We start from the raw sequence: 14,902 nt of genomic DNA on the forward strand, positions 1-14,902 counted from the left end.
AATATTCAAAATAGGCAAAAAGGCAAAACCACTGTTTTGCCTCTGCAAAATATTATTTAATTATTCTGATATTTCTTTGACAACAGATGCAAGTATTCCGTTGATAAAACCTGATGCCTTATCTGCACCATATGATTTTGCAAGTTCTACTGCCTCATTTATGGCAACTTTGTTTGGTACATCTTCCACATAAAGCAGCTCATAAATTCCAAGTCTTAAAATAGTAAGTTCAGACTTCGCTATTCTGTTTACCGTCCATCCGTCTGCCTTTTCCTCTATCTTTGCATCTATCTTTTCCAGGTTTTCTACGAGTTCGTTGAATTTATCCGTAAGCTCTTTTCTGTCTTTTTCATTTGCACCTTCTAAATCTTCAAGGTATATATTCATTTGATTCTTAAGTGAATCCTTGTCATGAAATTCCACCTGAAAAAGCATTTTATACAAATTTTCTCTTATCTGTCTTCTAGTCATATATAATAACTCCATCCTTATTTTTTACGCATCAAGATTCACGCCTGCAACTCTGACATTTACTCCTGATACTTTAAGCCCGGTCATAGTCTCTATCTGCTGACCTACTCTTGACTGCACCTGTTTTGAAATCTTAGGAATACTGTAACCGTATTTCACATTTATGACCATATCAACATGAACACGGCCTTCATTCATAATAACACGCACACCTTTTGTATTTTTTACACCAAATTTATTCATGCCTGCCATGGAACTTACTCCTTCTACTTCAGTAGCTGCCAAAGCAGCAATAACAGACACTACATCAGAAGCTATTTTTACTTCTCCAATATCCTTTTTTTCCATAACAATATCTTCTGCTCCCTGTTCTTTTGCCATAATGTTTACCTCCTTCGTCGCACAAAACAGCGCATTATGATATTATTATATCAAAATCACAGACTTTTGCAATATTATTTCATATTCACCGGCGTAATTACTATCTTATCTGCCGCAATCCCTGTCTTTCTCTTTACAATATCTTCTATCTGTGCTATCTGCTGGTTTGTAAGACCCTCAGAGCTTATTACCACATCCGCATTCCCGTCACTTATACTCACAATTGCATTTTCAAATCCCTTTGCCTGCAGCATAAGTTCAGCGGCATTTTCTTTTTCGGAAATTTTTGTCATGGCTGCAACCTGCTTTATCGCACTTTTCTTGTCGGCAGAAGCAATTTTGTCATCATTGATTATGTTCATGAGTGTTTCTTTGTTTTTGGCTCTTGTCTGCTCACGGTTTAACTTTGAAGAAGCAAAATAATCTGAGCCTATATTGTTTGATACCATAACTGCCTCACCCGGATTTTCTTCGGATGCAACAACCTCACCGCTGTCGGTAATTGTGTATTCGGAACCGTCATCCGAATCAATGTCTTTTTTTCCGTCGGAGTCTGCTTCTGAACTCACATCTGTATCCGAATCATTTCCTATATCCTCCGCCGAAATATCTGCCGTGTCCTCACTCACAACATCAGGTGATGCTGTCTGTCTTGCAGTTATTCCGTTTGTACTTATCTTCTGTCCCGTAAAATTAAGATACCCTGCTGCTATTATCATCAATGCAAGTGCAGTGATAACTATTCCGTTTTTGTGACTTGATTTTTTCATTTCAATAATACCTCCTTGTCAAAATAAGCATTAATCCATCTTCGTTACTTTGATTTTATGTGACTCTATGCCAAATAATGCCCCTACCATGTCAATTATTTCACTATCTTTTTTTCCACCGTCTGCTCCCTCACATACAATTGCCACCCCCGCTATCTTAGGAGATGTCACGCTCACAACATACGGCTTCTCATCACCGCCGTCTGTAACTATCACACTCTCGCTTTTTTCACTTATATCCGACGAATCTTTTCCTTTATTTTCACCGCGTTCCGTATCTTTAAGTGCAACTTTTTCCTCCGATTCCGCCAGCGTCACCATAACTTTCGCCTGCCCTACGCCATCCATGCTTTCAAGAAGTTTTGTAAGCTTTTTTTCCTGTCTTTTTGCATATATATTCATCACATTTAAAGCCTCATCTTCGCCAAGTTCATTGCCTGATGTACTGCTCACGTCATCTGATGATGAATTTTTACTTCCACTGCCGTCAAAAAAACTTCCGGCCAGAATAATTATCCCGCACACTATTATGATAATAATCCTACCCATACCGATTTCATGCATAAGACTGCCTTTTGTTTTTTCTTTTGAAACATTCTTTAACATATCTTTTATGTTTATTTCCAAATCTGTACTTCCTCCTTTTTTAACATGTAATTGCTGCATATATCCGTCCTAAGTTTCTTTTCATTTTTATTAAGCACGCTTACCTCCTCACCTGTATTTGAATAGGCAGCAACTGCCCCTGCTTTTGTATTTACTACAACACTGACTATCTCAAGTTCGGCACCTTTAGTTTTTGTTTTCACCTCAACACCTCTGCACGTCACATTATTTTTTTCTGCCATATCCATAACTTGTTTTTCTATCTTTTTTTCACACTGTGATATAACACTCTTTTTTAAGTTTCCCTCCGCATTTTCGAGCTCACTTACAGAATTTTTTAATTCGCTGCTGTAAATATGTTTATTCAGAATATTGTAAAAGTTAGTATCTGCCTCAAAAAATTTTATCACAGGGGTAATAACTATCAATACCATTATCAATCCGCAGAAAAATTGAAAATACTGCTTATATTCCTCCTTAATAATAAGACACTTCAATACCGATGTTACGATTGTAAATATAAGAATATTAAAAATCAGTTCCCTCATATATCTCTCCAAACACTAAATCACAATTGATGTTAATTGGTCATTGCACTTATAATCGCAATGGATACCGCAAAAAACATTCCTGCAAGTCCTACAGCATAGGCAAGCAGTTTTATCGCATCAGCAGTTATTGAAAGACAGTTTACTATCCTTTTGTCAGATACCGGCTGCAAAACTGCTGCCAGACCTTTATACGCAAATTCAGATACCCACAATTTTAACAGTGGTGCTGCACAAAGTATTACAAGCACGACTATTCCCGTTACACCCACCGCATTTTTTACAAGCCTTCCCGCAAGAAGAACCGAACTTGTGACATTGCTTATCGCATTTCCTATACCCGGAATCGAGCTCCCGATTTTCACCAGAAAAGAATTTTTTGCTTCAGCGGCAAGCGGTGCAACCATACCTTGTACAACATTTATTCCCATGAGAATTATTGACATTGTCTTCATTACAAAGCTGATAATATCTTTAACAAAATCTGCCATTTTAGAAAACAAATCCTCCTCAGACAAATGATTTGCTATCTGCAGCCAGAAATAAACCTTAATGCCCGGAATCACAAAATTTAAAAGAATACCGTCTGCAACTGTTATCATTACAAGTGCAAGCTGATAATAACCTGTACCAAGTCCTGCGCCTTTTGTAAAGGAAATACATATAAAATATGCCGGTGACAATACTTTCATGAAATCAAATATTTTTGACAGTGTATCTATTGCGATACTGCTTGTCTGAATAAATGCATTGGATAATATTGCAAAAAATAATATGTATATTGTATAAAATCCCATCTGTGCTACTTTTTTTCCCTGAAGAAGTTTTGAAAAATTTGTTATCAGGGCACCTGAGACAGCAATAAATATTATATTGATATACATTGCTTTTTCATTATTGAAATTTGAAACTATTCCATCAGTTATCCCTTTACAAAAATCATCCGTAAATAATCCGTGTCCGGAATTTATTATCTTTCCTATGTACCCCTCAAAGTCAAACGTTTCACTGCCCAGTATATTATCAATTGTATTCTGTATATCATCTGATGATATTTCATCCATCAATTCACTGTAGATATCATCGTTTCCCGACACCTCACCTGACATATCCTTCCTCTACTTTCTCATAATACTGCTGATAGTCTCCAACAATGTTGTAATTATCGGCATACTTACCGCAAGAATCATTATTTTTCCAAAAAACTCTACCTGATTGCCTATCGCACTGTATCCCGAATCTCTGCATATAGCTGCCCCGAATTCTGCAATATATGTAATAGCTATTATTTTCATAAGTATACCCAGATAAACAGCTTCATCACCCATGTATTTTTTTACGCCTGCCACAACATCAATAATTCCGCCAATTTTAGTCACGGCACATCCAAGTATCAAAAGACAGCCGCAAATTATTATAATCGTACCAAATTCGGGTCTACTGTTTTTTAATGGCAAAGCGAGAAATACAGCCATTACCGCTATAATTGCTATTTTTAACATTCTTCTACCACACTTTCAAATTTATATACTTTTATCTACCCAATAGTAAACAGCTTTTCGATAGTTTCAAACAACTGCTCTATATACGGAACTATCCATAAAAAAACAAGTATCAGACCTGCAAGGCTCACCAAAAATGCCTGTTCATCTCTTCCCGAATGTTTTAAAACAGTCCCCAGTACCGAAACAAGTATTCCAACCGCTGCAATCCTGAAAATTAAATTTATTGTCATCTATTTCTCCATTCCTATATCTCTAAATTCACATTCTCCTAAACATACTTTCGATTCCGCCGTTATCACCTTAAAATTATAAAAGACATATCCCGGTCATCATCCCTGAAATAACACCCATAACAATACATATTTTTTTCTGTTCAACCATTTTTTGTCTGGCATCAGACAAATTTTTTTCAAGTCTTTTTTCAAATAATTCTATTTCATTTATCTGCGAACAGATATCCAGCGTTCCAAAACTCTCGCCAAACTGACATATTATTTCTCTATCTTCATTACTCAAAAGTTCTATGTACCTGTATTCCCTCAGATGTTCTCTCCAAAATTCACCCGGAAGTCCTGCATTTCTTTCCTCTGTCTTTTTTGCTATGCCGTCCCAGAATTTTTTTCCGTAAACACTTGTTTTTGACATCTGCCTGCATATCTGTGACATGCTTTGAGCCGAATAATTTATCTCACCGTTTATCTCAATAAGCATCCTCTGCCATTCTTCCAGCACTTTTACACGAAGCATATAACGCTCCCAAATATACCTTCCAAACATTGAGCCTCCCACCGTAACAAATAAAAAACCTATTAATTTTACTGTTAATATATAACATTCCCCCTGTCATCAAATACAGCACTTATCTTTCTCATCATGCCTTTTTTCAATAAAATATATCTTTTAAACATTCTCTTTCTGACCAATTCACCTATAACCGGTTTGTTAATCACTTCCTCCATATCAAGTCCGTGAACTGTCGCTATAATGTTAATCCCGCAGTTCATTACATAATCTATGGCAGCAGCATCCTCCCTTGAACCAATTTCATCAACTGCAACTATTTCAGGCGACATTGAGCGTACAAGCATCATCATCCCCTCTGATTTTGGGCATCCGTCAAGCACGTCTGTACGACAGCCTATATTATTCTGCGGACATCCTAAATGACAGGCACTTATCTCCGACCTCTCATCAACAATTCCAACTGTCCTTCCCCTGCTCCCCGCATTCCCGTTTGCAATGCTTCTCACTATATCTCTCAAAAGCGTTGTCTTTCCGCATCTTGGCGGAGATATTATCAATGTATTATAAAAGCTGTCATCATTGTACAGATAACCTATAACACTGTCTGAGCAGCCTATTACCTCATGTGAAATTCTTATATTTATAAAAGAAATATATGTTATGCTTTTTATTTTTCCGCCATCCCATATTATCCTGCCTGCAACTCCGACTCTGTGTCCTCCCTCAACAGTAATAAATCCCTGCCTTATCTCGTCCTCAAATGCATATCTTGAATAACTGCTTATATAAACCATCGCTTCTTTTATCTGTTGACACGTCACCCTGTATGCCTCTTTTATTTCACTGACCGGCTTACCGGTACATGAAATAAAATATTCTTTTGCACCATAAACTACAATAAGAGGCATATTCACACGCAGTCTTATCTCCTGCAGCCTTGAAAAATCAATCTCCGACATCATAAATAACTTTCGTATCTCTTTCGGAAGAAGTTTTATGATTTCTTCTCTTTTCTTGTCCATCAAATCACCTCCCATTTCATTTATATGTATGCACATTTTAAATATGTTAAGTTTATTGCTTATATCAATTAAATGAGTTATTATTAAAAAGCAGAAACACATTTATGATGTTGGAAACAAAAGATATTGTTTTTCCAACTGATACCACGGATTGTTTTGTAAATAATACTTTTTACACACAGGATTTGCGTATCCGCACACTTGACACAAACCTGATATCCGCAAAAAGTGTGCAGAAATGGAGATTAAAATGGAATACGGTTTAATAGGAGAAAAACTCGGACACAGCTACTCAAAAGAAATACATGAGAGTCTTGCAGACTATACATATGAAATACATCCTGTCAGCAAAGAAGATTTTGATGATTTTATGAGCAGACGTGAATTTAAATCAATAAATGTTACAATCCCTTACAAAAAGGATGTAATCCCTTATCTTGATGAACTTGACGAAAATGCACAGGCAATCGGTGCCGTAAACACTATTGTTAATAAAGACGGCAAACTCTACGGTCATAATACAGACTTCTCAGGATTTATGTATATGCTTAAAAAACATAATATTTCTATAGAAGGAAAAAAATGCGTTGTGCTCGGTGACGGCGGTGCTTCAAAAGCTGTTGTTGCAGTTTTAAAGAAAATGGGGGCAAAAGAAGTTATCATTGTAGATATTATCAAAACAGACTCAGCCATCACTTATGATGAATGTTTTGAAAAACACACAGATGCAGAATTTATTGCAAATACAAGTCCTGTCGGCATGTTTCCTAAATGCGACGCTTCACCTGTCGATTTGACTAAATTTCCTAAATGTGAAGCAGTTGCAGATGTAATTTACAACCCACTTGAGACGAAACTTGTCGCTCAGGCAAAAGAACTTGGAATGACAGGTGTAAACGGACTTGAAATGCTCGTAGCACAGGCACTTTACGCAGTTGAATTTTTCCTTGAAACAAATCTTGATGAAGCAGAAATCGATAAAGTTTATAAAAAGATTTATGCAGATAAACTTGCAGAACAGAATAAATAAACAAATTTACACTGTTTAAATTCACTTAGCACAACAGCACATAATTAACAAAACTGCAAACCATGCAAAAAGCAGTAATGAACATTTACTTCATTACTGCTTTTTTAAGATTTTTATTTATTGTAGTTAAACATATTCTCTGTATTTTTATATTTCCCGTATTTAATTATTTTGCGTATCCATGCGGATGATTTTTATGCCACTTCCACGCCGTTGCAATTATCTCCTCAAGTTCTGCATGTTCAGGTTTCCATCCGAGTATACTCTTTGCCTTTTCACTTGATGCGATAAGTTTTGCAGGGTCTCCGCCACGGCGTGGTGATACAACTGCCGGAATAGGATGACCTGTTACTTTTCTTGCTGTCTCTATTACCTCTTTTACAGTAAATCCTACACCGTTTCCGAGATTAAATACATCACTCTTTCCACCGTCCATAAGATACTTAACTGCAAGTATATGTGCCTGTGCAAGATCTGTTACATGAATGTAATCTCTTACGCATGTACCATCTTTTGTATCATAATCATCACCAAAAATACTTATTGACTCTCTCTGTCCGTTTGGAACCTGAAGTATAAGAGGAATAAGATGTGTCTCAGGATTGTGTGCCTCTCCTATCTCTCCGCTTACATGAGCTCCGCAGGCATTGAAATATCTGAGCGCAACATAGTGAACACCATGTGCAACATCTGTCCATTTCATCATCTTTTCCATTGAAAGTTTTGTTTCTCCATATGGATTTGTAGGTTCTGTCCTGTCTGATTCGAGAATCGGAATACTCTCAGGCTCCCCATAAGTTGCTGCTGTTGATGAAAATACAATCTTTTTTACATCATGTTCAACCATGCTCTGAAGAAGAACTTTTGTGCCATATAGATTGTTGTCATAATATTTCAATGGGTTTGTCATACTCTCACCCACAAGTGAGTTTGCAGCGAAATGAATAACTGCATCTATTTTTTCATTATCAAATACACTATCTATAAATTTTTTATCTCTGATATCTCCCTGATAAAACTTTGCTTTTGGATTTACAGCTTCAATATGTCCTGTTTCAAGACTGTCTGCTATAACTACATCTTCCCCCGCATCTACAAGTTCACTAACTGTATGTGAACCGATATAGCCGGCTCCGCCTAATACCAATATTTTCATGAAAACCTCCCTTTCTACGGCATAAACCGCAATGCAACTTTTTTTTGATAATTCCTTAAGTCATAATTATATTCCAACAGCTTTATTATGTAAAGCCGTTACTATGTTTTATATTAACAAAATAATCTGCACCAGATATTATTGATACTGCCTTTTTTAAACGTCTCCATACCTTCGTTTTAAAATAGTAACTGACATTTTTAAAATTTATCAAGTTCATCCAAAAGAACCTGTTCAGATAAAATTCTTACCGCCTTTATTCCAAATTTCATTGCTCCATCAACATTTTCTTCCCTGTCATCAAAGAAAATACTCTCACTTTTGTCAAGATTATACTTGTCACACAGAGCTTTATATATGGCTTCATCAGGCTTAGCTTTATGTATCATATATGAAACCATCAATCCGTCAATATCATCCATAAAATCCGCATATTCTGTATGCTTTTTGAACAAAGACTCAGGATAATTTGACAATATATAAATTTTATATCCTTTCTCTTTCAATTCATGAATTCTTTTCCATACCTTTGGTCTCGCTACATGCATATACTCGCCATGTCTGATAAACCACCTTATCACTTCCTCATCATCAGTATATTTTTTACAAAATGTATCCGCAATTTCTTCATCAGTTTTTGTCCCGAGGTCAAAGATACTCCATGTTCTATCAGGATCATCAAACATCTGTGTTCCGACTCTTACAGCATCTGCTTCATCAAGACCATAATCCATAAGCATTTCTTTCCATCTGTAATCAAGAAGTACACCACCAACATCAAATATAAGATTTTTTATCATATTTTTAATATTCCTTTCATTATAATTCTATCTTTTCAATCTCAACATGGCTGTTTCTAATACCATTCTTCCATATCATTATATAGACATTAAATTCCACACCGTCACAATCATAAACAAACGGTTCTTCTCTATAAACTACTGCTTCTCTTTTATTATCTTCTAATTCCTTTTTTCTCTCAAATGCTTTTTTCATCAGCAGACTTTTATTTTCTTCAACATATATGTTAAATTTTCTGTCCGGATAAACAGACGCTGCTTTTTTTATGTACTCCATAAGCATCATCACAACTTTTCTGTGCTTTTTTAATCTGAAAATCTTTGCCAATCTCTTTGCATTCCTTACAGTTGGATTTTTTCCATAATCTAAAAGCATTCGTTTTAAATCATCATCCCCGGCATTTTCCGCCAGTTCTATCATAAATTCATTGGCATCCTCAGAAAGATGCCACTTATCTTCAAGCGGTACCTGATAAATGTCTGAAACACATGGATAACTGCAATAATTCAACGGTGGAAACTGTTTTAACGATGCTATTTTAAGCTCCTCAGCAGTACATGCCCCCTCCCCTAAATAACACATCTTATCCCATACAATCGCAGTCTGATACTCTAAAACACGCAGATGTTCATATCTTTTTATCCAGAAATGACCTATACTTCCATAGTTATAATAATGATTTTCAATTTCAATGTCATCAAAAAAAATAAGAAAATACGTCTGCTCCTGCTTCACTATAAGCACATACCCATCATCTCTCTTTTCCAGCTCAATATCCGTAAATCCCTCAAACTTTTCGATATATTCACCTGTACATTTCGCATTTTTAAATACAAGGAAACTTTCAACTGTGTCATTCATAAGATAAATAATTTTGTAATCGCTTCTTTCATTTTCATCACTATTTTGATTTACACTTATCGGCTCAAACATCCCTTGCTCAATAATAATGTTTAATTTATCTATGTTTGTCAGATTCAAAATTTTATGCTCCTCATACTATAAAGTAGTATTGTTTATAGACCCTCTCCAAGGTCTTTTTATTATATTTCAAAAATTTCAGGAAATGTAACCCCCGAAAGTATGCGACACTTTTTGGGTTTTTATTCCTATTTCTACAGATTTTCAATACAACAACATATCATAAAGCAACTTGCACAAAGGGCGCAATCCCTGAAAACACACGGTTTTCATAGAATTACGCCCTTTTTTAAATTTGTTTGGATTATACTCTCTTTAATTATATATTACCTAAAACAACGTAATTCTAACACTTTGTTACCTATATGTTACTTTTAAATATTTATTGATATTGTATATTATTTCATTTTCATATGCAATATTGATACTTTTACCTTTTTGTTTAAGTAAACATATCAATGTTTCTTATTATAATTTAATATTGCCTGTACGATAGCTTTCGCAACATTGTCTCTGTTAGCTTTATAAAGCTTTGCATCATCAGGGTCAGATACAAAACACACCTCAATAAGAAGTGCCGGCTTTGATGTCTTATTTAAAACCCATAATCCTGATGTTGTTTTCACACCTCTATTTCGGAAACCAAGCTTAGAAATCTGATTGCAAATTCTCCTTGACAAATCCCCTTTAATCCCTGTTGTATCTCTTACCCACACTTCAGTTCCCATTGTTTTCCCATCCTGTACTTTCTGATGGTCTGCGGAATTGAAATGTATGGAAATATCTATATCTCTAACCTTTGAATTACATTTTGCACAAATTTTTCTGAGCACATCCAGCTGGCTTGTTCCGTTATTTACCGTACAATCATATGCTTTAATCCCATTCTTTTTCAGCAAATGTACTACCTTCTTAGTGACAATTCTGTCCTCTCTGCTCTCGTCAATATAGTCACTTGCACCACAGGCTATCTTACCGGCAGGATTGTGTCCTCCATGTACTGTTACTGATTTTATCTTACTCATAGTCTTTGTCCTCACTTTCCGTGTACTTTACACTCTTATTTATGCTATTCTTCGCATTTTACTTCTGGAAGTCCGGCAACTGATGTCAGAATACTTACAACTCCGGCTACTACCGCCGAAGATACTGCAAGTTTCCAGTCAACACCTGCCACGGTACTTCCAACTGCTATCACTGAAACTGCCGTCTGAGCCATTGTTTTAATCGCTCTAACCGTAGCAGATTTTACCCATTTCTGAGTATTAACACTTACCTTAAACACACAATTCTTAAACATAAATAAAAACCTCCTTATTTCTTCTCTAAATCCTCTATTCTGTGATTTGCTACTTTTATATCTTCCGAATTTAAAGCTACGGATTTTTCCAGCTTATAAACCCGGTCGATTACCTGATTATGTACATCCTGCTTTTTCTCCAACTGTTCCAAGCGGTATGCTACAAGAGCTGTTGATTTTTTATTTGCAAAATATGCTCCGCTCGCTGTGCCGAGCATTGAAATAACTGCTATTATTATTTCTATTGCGTATGCTGCCATTTGTGTCTCCTTTCTTGCCTTTTTAGGCATTAAAAAAGAAGCCTTTAAGCTTCTACATGCTGTTCGATATATTTTTTTACTTTTACTCTTAATTTCGCCGGAACTTCGTCAATACGATTTAAATCGTATGAAATTCTCTCAGACCAAAATTTCGCCATCTCGCCCACCCCCTTTCTATTCACTATAAATAACCTCTGACATCTCGGCAATGGCATCATTCTGAGTAGTCTGTCCCTCTTCAATCGCATTCAATCTGACCTCAATATCTGAATACTGATGCAAGTGATATGTAGCAATAAATTTATTATCCTTTTCAGCGTATGTCACATTATCAAAGGTATAATTTTCATAATTACCTACGATATTTCCATCATCATTAACAAACTTAAATTCTGACAAATTTTTGTCCGTTAATTTCTGTCTGTTGTCTTCAATCTCTACTACTGTATCAAATTCTGCAGTAATTGTTGTTGCTATACTGTTGTCTGTAACTTCTAATTCTGTGTTGTCTTTTAATTTGATTTTCATAATGTTTTTATTCCTTTCTTAAAAATAAATTTATATATGTGTTAAATGACAGTTTAGCGCATATGGCTTGGCAAAATGTAGGTTCAAACTTATTTGTCGAAACGGATACAACTTATGTTTCATATAACACCTTGCAAGCTTATATCCTTACAGGTTGCCGTTTGGTAGATTTTGCAATTGTTTTTACAACAAAACAAGCTTTAACAAAAGGTACTGACTATTATTTTTGTAAACTAACCTATACACCTGATGATGTGCCATATAATTATCTTGTTTATTATGATAATAACGCTGCCGTATTAACTGTAAAAACAAATGGCAATGTATTTTTACGCCCACTTACAGCGGATATACCAGTGAATTATACGTTAAATGCACGTGGAATTTTTAAAAACTAAAGTGTATTTTTTACAAAAAATGCTATAAAACCCTTGAAGTCCACTTTCCGTCAGCAAGAGTATATAGTTTTATTTCACCTCCATAATTCATTTTTAAAGCGTTTCCGTACAAAGCGGTATGTTTTGCTATTAAATAACAACTATTTGTATCTTGCGGTCGGGTTATTATTCCTGCAATTGTGCGAATAGGCATTTCCGAGTAATAATCTTGCATTAAAGTGTCGGAAGTAACTGATAAATTTTCAAGATAATCAAATTGAATATTTTTCGCTAAACTGTCATTTATCGCAGTTATCTTATCATTTAGTGCTTTCCCCTGTATAGCATCTAAAGCGTACCCTGTTGTGGTGGCGGCAAGTGAATTTAAAATTGTTGTTTTGTTTGCACCTGCTGCAATACCATTTAATTTAGATTTATCACTGGTACTCATCAATCCATGAGCCGAGGTTGTTGCATCTGAATATGTAGTATCAGTAAACTTTGCATTTGCCGGCACATCACTGCTTACTGTATGATTATTTACTTTTCCAGAATTGTCACTATAACCTGAATAACCTACTCTCATAGGTAAAACATCATCCCCATGCTTATAGTTTGTTTGAAAATAAGTTCCATCCCATTGAGAATTTTGATACCACTCTCCTTGATGTGATGTTGCATATACTAAATTTGAAGAATTTGCAATTCCTCCAGCGGTATTTGAACCTGCATATAGATGTGTATGATTGCTATCAGATTTGCCTTTCAAACTTTTTTTAATATTATTTCCATCTTCGTCTGCAACTGCTTTAGCTACTGCTAAGTTAGCATCCAATACAGCTACACCGCCTGCAATTCCCTTTTCAGACTCAGGTATGAAGTTACCGCCTGCAATATCCTCCGCTTGCTTTGCATATTTCTCAGCCTGTTGTGCATACCATTTTGAGTTATCAGTATCTTCATTTTCCCTTAATCCACTATTACCTATCGCATATGACTGTGACAGCTTTTGAGCTTTTTCTGCATTTGTAACGCTCTCTGATGCACTTTTTGCATTCTCAGACGCCTCTAGCCCTAACTGTCTCGCCTCTTCTGCTTTCTGACCTGCCAGTTCCGCTGCCTTATCGGCTGCCTGCTTACTTTCCGCTGACTTTTCACTATAATACTTTGAATTATCTTTTTTCTCTCCTTCTCTTATTCCACTATCTCCTAATGCATATGACTGCGACAGTTTTTCTGCTTTTTCTGCATTTATAACACTCTCTGATGCACTTTTCGCATTCTCGGACGCTTCTAGCCCTGACTGTTTCGCTTCTTCTGCTTTCTGACCTGCCAGCTCTGCCGCCTTATCTGCTGCTTGCTTACTTTCCGCTGACTTTTCACTATAATACTTTGAATTATCTTTTTCTTCATTTTCTCTTAATCCACTATTACCTATCGCATATGACTGGGACAGCTTTTGAGCTTTTTCTGCATTTATAACACTCTCTGATGCACTTTTCGCATTCTCGGACGCTTCTAGCCCTAACTGTCTCGCCTCTTCTGCTTTCTGACCTGCCAGCTCCGCCGCCTTATCTGCTGCTTGTTTGCTTTCCGCTGATTTTTCACTATAATACTTTGAATTATCTTTTTCCTCTCCTTCTCTTACTCCACTATCTCCTATCGCATATGACTGGGACAGCTTTTTGGATTTTTCTGCATTTATAACACTTTCTGATGCACTTTCTGCATACTTTTTCACATTTTCCACAGATTCAGCTACATTTGTTTCTAAATTTTTTGCAGCATCTGCATATTTCTTTGCTTCCGCTATATAATCTGTTAAAGCTTTTATATTTTCCTTCTGTCCTACAGCCGAATAAGCAGGATTTTCAGTAGCCTTTAAAATAAATGGAAATGTACTCACCACTAACTCCTGAGCCGTATTTGAAAAACTTATACATAGTTTCAAATCCCCCGCCTCATCTGTTTCATTTTTAGTTAAATGTACTGTAACAATATTGCTATTAACTGCACATTTAATTGATATTGCCTTATGTTTGGCCGTTTCGCCTTCACATACACACAGGTCAAATTCTCCAGGGTCTGCAATAAAAGTATCATCCCCATTCATGATAGTACATATAATTGTCGGAGTATCTCCCTGCATACAGTTTATTACCGGTATTACATTGGCAGATTTAACATTTAATGTAACTGGTATTTCCATAATTCACCTCCATCTTTAATTTTCCGATCCACTTTGCTCTATTGGAAACAAAGAATAAATATACTCATCAAATGCAGCAAAATCTTTTAAAATCTCATCTTTATTTGCATTGAACAATTCTACATTCTGAATAACTTTACTCGTATTCGGTGCATCATTGACCGGAATAGTTGCACTCATATAAGCCACCTGTTCTTCTTTTCCATCAACCTCTAATACACTCACTCCTGTCACTGACGTCTGTTTATTCAATTTAACCATCCTAATTACCTC

At 35.9% G+C, this 14,902-nt stretch carries 22 protein-coding genes; 2 read left to right on the forward strand and 20 right to left on the reverse strand.

What is annotated here, in order from left to right; all coding sequences use genetic code 11:
- Nucleotides 1-60 precede the first annotated feature (60 nt).
- The 10 genes from nusB to spoIIIAA all read right to left on the reverse strand — a co-directional run bounded on the left by nusB (nt 61) and on the right by spoIIIAA (nt 6,047).
- Nucleotides 61-471, reverse strand: coding sequence for a transcription antitermination factor NusB (gene nusB / locus ACZLXV_RS07480; RefSeq protein ID WP_022224327.1), 411 nt, complete (start codon nt 469-471; stop codon nt 61-63).
- Between the two features lie 24 nt (nt 472-495).
- Nucleotides 496-852 (reverse strand): Asp23/Gls24 family envelope stress response protein, encoded by a 357-nt coding sequence (locus ACZLXV_RS07485; RefSeq protein WP_022224326.1) that lies wholly within the window; start codon nt 850-852, stop codon nt 496-498.
- 74 nt (nt 853-926) lie between these two features.
- The gene (locus ACZLXV_RS07490) at nt 927-1,622 is read right to left on the reverse strand and encodes a SpoIIIAH-like family protein (RefSeq protein ID WP_482382982.1); all 696 of its coding nucleotides are present in this window, start codon (nt 1,620-1,622) and stop codon (nt 927-929) included.
- A 30-nt stretch (nt 1,623-1,652) separates the two neighbouring features.
- Nucleotides 1,653-2,249 carry a hypothetical protein gene (locus ACZLXV_RS07495; protein ID WP_482382983.1) on the reverse strand — a complete coding sequence of 199 codons (597 nt, stop codon included), beginning with the start codon at nt 2,247-2,249 and terminating at the stop codon, nt 1,653-1,655.
- Nucleotides 2,240-2,776, reverse strand: a complete 537-nt coding sequence (locus tag ACZLXV_RS07500; RefSeq protein ID WP_367335165.1) for a stage III sporulation protein AF — start codon at nt 2,774-2,776, stop codon at nt 2,240-2,242. The genes ACZLXV_RS07495 and ACZLXV_RS07500 overlap by 10 nt, the downstream gene beginning before the upstream one ends.
- A gap of 32 nt (nt 2,777-2,808) precedes the next feature.
- Entirely contained in the window at nt 2,809-3,885 is a 1,077-nt protein-coding gene (locus ACZLXV_RS07505; protein ID WP_482382984.1) for a stage III sporulation protein AE, read from the reverse strand.
- Nucleotides 3,886-3,894: 9 nt separating this feature from the next.
- Nucleotides 3,895-4,278, reverse strand: coding sequence for a SpoIIIAC/SpoIIIAD family protein (locus ACZLXV_RS07510; RefSeq protein ID WP_482382985.1), 384 nt, complete (start codon nt 4,276-4,278; stop codon nt 3,895-3,897).
- Nucleotides 4,279-4,313: 35 nt separating this feature from the next.
- The gene (gene spoIIIAC / locus ACZLXV_RS07515; RefSeq protein WP_022224320.1) at nt 4,314-4,511 is read right to left on the reverse strand and encodes a stage III sporulation protein AC; all 198 of its coding nucleotides are present in this window, start codon (nt 4,509-4,511) and stop codon (nt 4,314-4,316) included.
- Between the two features lie 76 nt (nt 4,512-4,587).
- The gene (locus tag ACZLXV_RS07520) at nt 4,588-5,109 is read right to left on the reverse strand and encodes a stage III sporulation protein AB (protein WP_482383039.1); all 522 of its coding nucleotides are present in this window, start codon (nt 5,107-5,109) and stop codon (nt 4,588-4,590) included.
- Nucleotides 5,103-6,047: a stage III sporulation protein AA gene (gene spoIIIAA, locus ACZLXV_RS07525; RefSeq protein WP_482382986.1), complete on the reverse strand. Its 945-nt coding sequence runs from the start codon at nt 6,045-6,047 to the stop codon at nt 5,103-5,105. Before spoIIIAA ends, ACZLXV_RS07520 begins: the two co-directional genes overlap by 7 nt.
- Before the next feature lie 250 nt (nt 6,048-6,297).
- On the opposite strand from spoIIIAA, the gene ACZLXV_RS07530 reads away from it, so the two are divergent.
- Complete coding sequence (locus ACZLXV_RS07530; RefSeq protein WP_482382987.1) at nt 6,298-7,077, forward strand: shikimate dehydrogenase family protein; 780 nt, start codon at nt 6,298-6,300, stop codon at nt 7,075-7,077.
- Nucleotides 7,078-7,243: 166 nt separating this feature from the next.
- Here the strand turns inward: ACZLXV_RS07530 and galE are convergent, their stop codons facing one another.
- From galE to ACZLXV_RS07570, 8 genes are all read right to left on the reverse strand, one after another.
- Nucleotides 7,244-8,233, reverse strand: a complete 990-nt coding sequence (galE, locus tag ACZLXV_RS07535) for a UDP-glucose 4-epimerase GalE (RefSeq protein WP_482382988.1) — start codon at nt 8,231-8,233, stop codon at nt 7,244-7,246.
- Between the two features lie 200 nt (nt 8,234-8,433).
- Nucleotides 8,434-9,033: an HAD family hydrolase gene (locus ACZLXV_RS07540; RefSeq protein WP_022224315.1), complete on the reverse strand. Its 600-nt coding sequence runs from the start codon at nt 9,031-9,033 to the stop codon at nt 8,434-8,436.
- 19 nt (nt 9,034-9,052) lie between these two features.
- The gene (locus tag ACZLXV_RS07545) at nt 9,053-10,015 is read right to left on the reverse strand and encodes a DUF3878 family protein (RefSeq protein WP_482382989.1); all 963 of its coding nucleotides are present in this window, start codon (nt 10,013-10,015) and stop codon (nt 9,053-9,055) included.
- 395 nt (nt 10,016-10,410) lie between these two features.
- Nucleotides 10,411-10,980, reverse strand: a complete 570-nt coding sequence (locus tag ACZLXV_RS07550) for an N-acetylmuramoyl-L-alanine amidase (protein ID WP_482382990.1) — start codon at nt 10,978-10,980, stop codon at nt 10,411-10,413.
- A 44-nt stretch (nt 10,981-11,024) separates the two neighbouring features.
- Complete coding sequence (locus ACZLXV_RS07555; protein ID WP_482382991.1) at nt 11,025-11,255, reverse strand: holin; 231 nt, start codon at nt 11,253-11,255, stop codon at nt 11,025-11,027.
- Nucleotides 11,256-11,269: 14 nt separating this feature from the next.
- Complete coding sequence (locus tag ACZLXV_RS07560) at nt 11,270-11,515, reverse strand: hypothetical protein (protein WP_482382992.1); 246 nt, start codon at nt 11,513-11,515, stop codon at nt 11,270-11,272.
- A gap of 44 nt (nt 11,516-11,559) precedes the next feature.
- A complete protein-coding gene (locus ACZLXV_RS07565; RefSeq protein WP_482382993.1) occupies nt 11,560-11,697 on the reverse strand; it encodes a hypothetical protein in 138 nt (45 codons plus the stop codon).
- Nucleotides 11,690-12,043: a hypothetical protein gene (locus tag ACZLXV_RS07570; protein ID WP_482382994.1), complete on the reverse strand. Its 354-nt coding sequence runs from the start codon at nt 12,041-12,043 to the stop codon at nt 11,690-11,692. Before ACZLXV_RS07570 ends, ACZLXV_RS07565 begins: the two co-directional genes overlap by 8 nt.
- Nucleotides 12,044-12,105: 62 nt before the next feature.
- Between ACZLXV_RS07570 and ACZLXV_RS07575 the strand changes: the two genes are divergently transcribed.
- Nucleotides 12,106-12,441 carry a hypothetical protein gene (locus ACZLXV_RS07575; RefSeq protein ID WP_482382995.1) on the forward strand — a complete coding sequence of 112 codons (336 nt, stop codon included), beginning with the start codon at nt 12,106-12,108 and terminating at the stop codon, nt 12,439-12,441.
- 22 nt (nt 12,442-12,463) lie between these two features.
- Here ACZLXV_RS07575 and ACZLXV_RS07580 read toward each other — a convergent pair whose 3' ends face one another.
- Both ACZLXV_RS07580 and ACZLXV_RS07585 read right to left on the reverse strand, forming a co-directional pair.
- On the reverse strand, nt 12,464-14,629 hold the full coding sequence (locus ACZLXV_RS07580) for a hypothetical protein (protein WP_482382996.1): 2,166 nt from the start codon (nt 14,627-14,629) through the stop codon (nt 12,464-12,466).
- A 15-nt stretch (nt 14,630-14,644) separates the two neighbouring features.
- The gene (locus ACZLXV_RS07585) at nt 14,645-14,890 is read right to left on the reverse strand and encodes a hypothetical protein (protein ID WP_482382997.1); all 246 of its coding nucleotides are present in this window, start codon (nt 14,888-14,890) and stop codon (nt 14,645-14,647) included.
- Nucleotides 14,891-14,902 lie beyond the last annotated feature (12 nt).

It is taken from the genome of Butyribacter sp., from assembly GCF_056818865.1.

Bases quoted from the DNA above. Each gene is read 5' to 3' on its own strand.
- spoIIIAC (WP_022224320.1), bottom strand. From the start codon at position 4,511: ATGACAATAAATTTAATTTTCAGGATTGCAGCGGTTGGAATACTTGTT.
- ACZLXV_RS07560 (WP_482382992.1), bottom strand. From the start codon at position 11,515: ATGGCAGCATACGCAATAGAAATAATAATAGCAGTTATTTCAATGCTC.
- ACZLXV_RS07555 (WP_482382991.1), bottom strand. From the start codon at position 11,255: ATGTTTAAGAATTGTGTGTTTAAGGTAAGTGTTAATACTCAGAAATGG.
- ACZLXV_RS07500 (WP_367335165.1), bottom strand. From the start codon at position 2,776: ATGAGGGAACTGATTTTTAATATTCTTATATTTACAATCGTAACATCG.
- ACZLXV_RS07510 (WP_482382985.1), bottom strand. From the start codon at position 4,278: ATGTTAAAAATAGCAATTATAGCGGTAATGGCTGTATTTCTCGCTTTG.
- ACZLXV_RS07580 (WP_482382996.1), bottom strand. From the start codon at position 14,629: ATGGAAATACCAGTTACATTAAATGTTAAATCTGCCAATGTAATACCG.
- ACZLXV_RS07585 (WP_482382997.1), bottom strand. From the start codon at position 14,890: ATGGTTAAATTGAATAAACAGACGTCAGTGACAGGAGTGAGTGTATTA.
- ACZLXV_RS07570 (WP_482382994.1), bottom strand. From the start codon at position 12,043: ATGAAAATCAAATTAAAAGACAACACAGAATTAGAAGTTACAGACAAC.
- ACZLXV_RS07575 (WP_482382995.1), top strand. From the start codon at position 12,106: ATGGCTTGGCAAAATGTAGGTTCAAACTTATTTGTCGAAACGGATACA.
- ACZLXV_RS07540 (WP_022224315.1), bottom strand. From the start codon at position 9,033: ATGATAAAAAATCTTATATTTGATGTTGGTGGTGTACTTCTTGATTAC.
- ACZLXV_RS07530 (WP_482382987.1), top strand. From the start codon at position 6,298: ATGGAATACGGTTTAATAGGAGAAAAACTCGGACACAGCTACTCAAAA.
- ACZLXV_RS07485 (WP_022224326.1), bottom strand. From the start codon at position 852: ATGGCAAAAGAACAGGGAGCAGAAGATATTGTTATGGAAAAAAAGGAT.
- ACZLXV_RS07505 (WP_482382984.1), bottom strand. From the start codon at position 3,885: ATGTCAGGTGAGGTGTCGGGAAACGATGATATCTACAGTGAATTGATG.
- ACZLXV_RS07550 (WP_482382990.1), bottom strand. From the start codon at position 10,980: ATGAGTAAGATAAAATCAGTAACAGTACATGGAGGACACAATCCTGCC.
- spoIIIAA (WP_482382986.1), bottom strand. From the start codon at position 6,047: ATGGACAAGAAAAGAGAAGAAATCATAAAACTTCTTCCGAAAGAGATA.
- nusB (WP_022224327.1), bottom strand. From the start codon at position 471: ATGACTAGAAGACAGATAAGAGAAAATTTGTATAAAATGCTTTTTCAG.
- galE (WP_482382988.1), bottom strand. From the start codon at position 8,233: ATGAAAATATTGGTATTAGGCGGAGCCGGCTATATCGGTTCACATACA.
- ACZLXV_RS07490 (WP_482382982.1), bottom strand. From the start codon at position 1,622: ATGAAAAAATCAAGTCACAAAAACGGAATAGTTATCACTGCACTTGCA.